Origin of the sequence: Mesobacillus sp. (genome assembly GCF_049588175.1) — a bacterium.
In the GTDB taxonomy this organism is placed as follows: domain Bacteria; phylum Bacillota; class Bacilli; order Bacillales; family Cytobacillaceae; genus Mesobacillus.
In genome coordinates, this window is sequence record NZ_JBAVFI010000597.1 from 1 (window position 1) to 3936 (window position 3936).

5 protein-coding genes are annotated in these 3936 nt (G+C 44.5%); 3 read left to right on the forward strand and 2 right to left on the reverse strand.

The window, feature by feature from the left end:
* Positions 1-347, forward strand: a 347-nt coding sequence (locus tag WB217_RS14500) for an L-serine ammonia-lyase, iron-sulfur-dependent, subunit alpha (protein ID WP_423993944.1), incomplete at its 5' end; no start/stop codon positions are given.
* Positions 348-420: 73 nt separating this feature from the next.
* Here the strand turns inward: WB217_RS14500 and WB217_RS14505 are convergent.
* Positions 421-1434, reverse strand: a complete 1014-nt coding sequence (locus WB217_RS14505; RefSeq protein ID WP_423993945.1) for a PTS transporter subunit IIC — start codon at positions 1432-1434, stop codon at positions 421-423.
* Positions 1435-1475: 41 nt separating this feature from the next.
* Positions 1476-2450, reverse strand: a complete 975-nt coding sequence (locus tag WB217_RS14510) for an L-lactate dehydrogenase (RefSeq protein WP_423993946.1) — start codon at positions 2448-2450, stop codon at positions 1476-1478.
* 420 nt (positions 2451-2870) lie between these two features.
* Between WB217_RS14510 and WB217_RS14515 the strand changes: the two genes are divergently transcribed.
* Both WB217_RS14515 and WB217_RS14520 read left to right on the forward strand, forming a co-directional pair.
* The gene (locus tag WB217_RS14515; protein ID WP_423993948.1) at positions 2871-3254 is read left to right on the forward strand and encodes a MerR family transcriptional regulator; all 384 of its coding nucleotides are present in this window, start codon (positions 2871-2873) and stop codon (positions 3252-3254) included.
* On the forward strand, positions 3255-3936 hold a 682-nt coding region (locus tag WB217_RS14520), incomplete at its 3' end, for an acyl-CoA dehydrogenase family protein (RefSeq protein WP_423993950.1).

Consider the following 3936-nt stretch of genomic DNA (forward strand, 5'->3'; position numbering starts at 1 on the left):
GCGGTACTCCACAGCAATCATCTGAAGCCTTTGCGATCACCTTGAAAAATATGCTTGGTTTAGTCTGTGACCCAGTTGCCGGATTAGTCGAAGTTCCATGCGTCAAGCGGAACGCGATGGGCGCATCCAACGCCATCACTGCAGCCGACATGGCACTAGCAGGCGTCACAAGCAGAATCCCATGCGACGAAGTCATCGGCGCCATGTACGCCATCGGCCAAACGATGCCATCCGCACTACGCGAAACAGCAGAAGGCGGACTAGCAGCCACACCAACAGGTCGCCGCCTAGAAGAAGAAATCTTCGGCAAACCAAAAACAAAACTAGTCGATTACCTAATAAAATAGAGAACATTTTAACACAGTAAAGCGGTGGGGGTCTGACCCCCACCGCTTTACTGTGTTAAAGAATTTTTTCTTTTTAGTTTGGCAACCTCAAATCATTTTCTTTGATTTTGCCTGTTTTTTTCAGCAAATAGTAGATTCCGTAAGATATCGCAGCTGGAACCAATATATATGTGACCAGCATGGCAGGTATTATGAAACCCAGGTCGTAGCTTGTTAAAAGCTGTAGTGGTGCTACGAATGAGCTCAAGCCCATACCTGCAATTTCCTTGCCGGCTTCGATTTTAAAGATTAGAGCTGAAATTGGTCCGACGATCGCGCTGGCAATCAATGTAGGTACCAGGATGTACGGGTTTTTAGTGATATTTGGCAGCTGTACCTTTGGCGTACATACACCTTGTGCCAGGATTCCACCAAGCTGGTTTTCTTTCCAAGAGATGATCGAAAATCCAATAAAGTGGGCCGCACAGCCTGCCAATGCTGCTCCGCCGGCGATGCCGCTTAAATCAAGTGCCATCGCTAGTGCAACGGAAGAAGCAGGAGAGATTAAGAATAAGCCCCAAACCATCGCCAAAATGATGGAAGATAGAAGCGGACTTCCGGCTGTTGAAGCCTTAATAACTCCGCCAACAGTTGTTAAAATTGGTGCAATTACAGTTGATAGCCATAGACCAGCGAAGCCTGCAACTAATATTGTACCCAGTGGGATTACCATCATATCAAGCGGTGTTTTACCAGTAATTCTTTTACCGACATAAGTGGCAATTGTTGCGGTCAGCAAGGCTCCGATTGGTTCGCCAGCCTTAATTAACACGCCTGCTTCGGTTATCGTCAATGCGCCGGCACCAACTGCTGCAGCAATCATCGCTGAAAAAATAACTAAAGCATTTGCTCCGAGCATCAATGCAACCCCAGCACCAACCGCTGGTGCCATCAGGCTTGTGGCGATTGTGCCAATTTGGACAAGAGCATCGATTCCAAAATTCGCACCGATATTTTTAATCAAAAGTCCGATACCCAATGTCACGAAAATCCCCTGTGCAATTCCTGTTGAAGCTTTAAATACCCGCGGCATTATATAGTCTTTCATAAGTTGCGCCTTCTTTCTGGAGGTTAGTAGTTTGAATGAGCTTAAACTAATGCGAGAGCTTTCTCTTCATAGCCAATGCTTGCCATATAATCACGTAGTACGGCTGTCGACTTCTTGAATTTCTCCTGTTCTTCTTCATTCAGGCGGAGCTCGACAATTTCTTTGACTCCTTCTCTTGTGATAATCGCTGGGACACCAGTGCAAAGCTCGGTTTCACCGTATTCCCCATCCACCACACATGATAGGGCAATAATTCTATGGTCATCGTTGAAGATTGACTTTGTGATGAAAGCAATCGCATTTCCGATTCCATAGTAAGTCGTTCCTTTTCGTTTGAGAATCTCAAAACCTACTTTTTTCACATCTTCCACGATTTGATCAAGGTCGATATGCGCTAACTGTTTTTTCCGCTCATCTATAATTTGTAGCAGCGGTTTTCCGCCTATTGATACATGTGACCAAGCAGCAAATTGGGAATCACCATGTTCACCCATTGTGTATCCAGAGATACTTCTTGGATCGACATCAAGAATTTCAGATAAATAGGTTTTAAGTCTTGAAGAGTCAAGGGAAGTACCCGTTCCAATCACTCGGTTCCTTGGCAGACCTGATAGCTTCCAAACATGGTAGGTGATGATATCCACCGGGTTAGAAGCAATCAGGAAAATTCCATTAAAGCCGCTGGACATGATTTGTGGAATCATATCCTCCATGATCTTTGCACCAATTCCCAATGTATCAAGACGAGTCTGACCTGGCTTTGGAGGCGGACCAGCTGTTATGACGACAATATCTACATCTCCTAGCTCGGCGTATGTTCCTGCATGGACCTTCGTCCTTGAGTTCGTGAAGTCGATGCAATGAGATAAATCAAGTGATTCACCAATCGCTCTTTCCTTGTTTATATCCACCATGATTAATTCATCGCAAATGCCTTGATTTAAAATAGAATAGGCGGCACTTGAACCAACCAATCCTGTACCAATAATCGCTACTTTTCTAATATGCTTTTGCATGCTGTCCATCTCCTTGTGTTGGTAGTAGATGAGTATATGTGAATCGTTTCACATGTATTAAGAAAAAAATAAGATCACTCATCTATTAGGTATTGCCCCTGTATAAGTTATATTGTGATTCTTTTCACATTCTTATTGTATACTGACGATATTCACCATACAACAACTGAAAACGGTATCAATATGAATAAAAATTGACCAAAAAATGAAGACAAAGTGACCAAAAACTAAATATTAAAATATCAATCAAATAAACTTACTTTACCGCTTTAAACCGCTGGGGGTCTGACCCCCAGCGGTTTAAAGCGGTGAAGGGCTCTTGTCTGCGTGTTTTTATATTAAGGTTTTGGTTGCTCTTTACGTTAACGTCAATGGTATAATTAATTTACTGATTATTCTGTTAAAAAGAGGTTTTTACTTATGTTCACTATTTCTGATTTGGCTGAGGAGTTTGGGGTTACGACGAGGACGATTCGGTATTATGAGGAGCTTGGTTTGCTGAACCCTCGACGTTCTGAGGGAGGCCGCCGCTTATACACCGGGAGGGAATATACCCAATTAAAGCTCGTGCTGCGAGGGAAGCGCTTTGGTTTTTCGCTTGATGAAATCAAGGAGATGGTGCTTTTATTTGATGAGGACCGGACTGGCGAGAAACAGCTGAAACGGACGATTGAATATGGGAACGAGAAGCTGGCAGAGGTGAATGAACGAATCGCAGAATTGGTTGAAATCAGGGTTGAAATAGAGAAGCTGCTTGCAGATTTCAATGGGAAACTTGAAGGAATTCAAAGGGAGGTCAAGTAGATGAACTTTTACAAAGAGGAACCACAGTTTCGCGCTTTGCTGAAGGAGTTGTTGGATGAGGACTTTTTTAAATATGCTGACGGGGAACTCGTGGCGTTCGGCGAGAAATGTGCCAATGAAATTGACCAGCGAGCCAGGTTTACCGATCGTGAAGGCCAGCCTAAGCTGATTAAATTTGATGCCTACGGAGAGGACATTTCCGAGGTGTGGGTGAATGAAGGATACCGCCGTACGGTTGAAGAGTCCTATAACACCGGTATTGTAGGCTATGTCCATAAAGAGATTCCTGAGCTCGGACGAAAGGGGAATTATATTTATTCCTACGCCCAGGGATATTTGCTTTCCCAGACTGAGCCGGGCTTTTACTGCCCGGTAACACTGACGATGGCGACAGCTTATTTGCTCGACCAATATGCTTCTCCAGAACTCAAAGAAAGATTCCTCCCACATGTACTGTCAACTGGAGAAACTACTCTATATGAAGGCGCGACCTTCCTCACTGAGCGGCAGGGCGGATCAGATGTCGGAGCAAATGATACAAAGGCAGTCCAGACAAAGGACGGCTTTAAGCTTTACGGTGAAAAATACTTCGCCTCAAACGCTGGCATGTGTGGAGTGGCGATGGTTTTAGCCAGAAAAGTGGGAGCTCCATCCGGAACAAGAGGACTGACGCTTTTCGCAG

Coding starts and splice junctions, on each gene's coding strand:
- WB217_RS14510 (WP_423993946.1), bottom strand. CDS start 2,450: ATGCAAAAGCATATTAGAAAAGTAGCGATTATTGGTACAGGATTGGTT.
- WB217_RS14515 (WP_423993948.1), top strand. CDS start 2,871: ATGTTCACTATTTCTGATTTGGCTGAGGAGTTTGGGGTTACGACGAGG.
- WB217_RS14505 (WP_423993945.1), bottom strand. CDS start 1,434: ATGAAAGACTATATAATGCCGCGGGTATTTAAAGCTTCAACAGGAATT.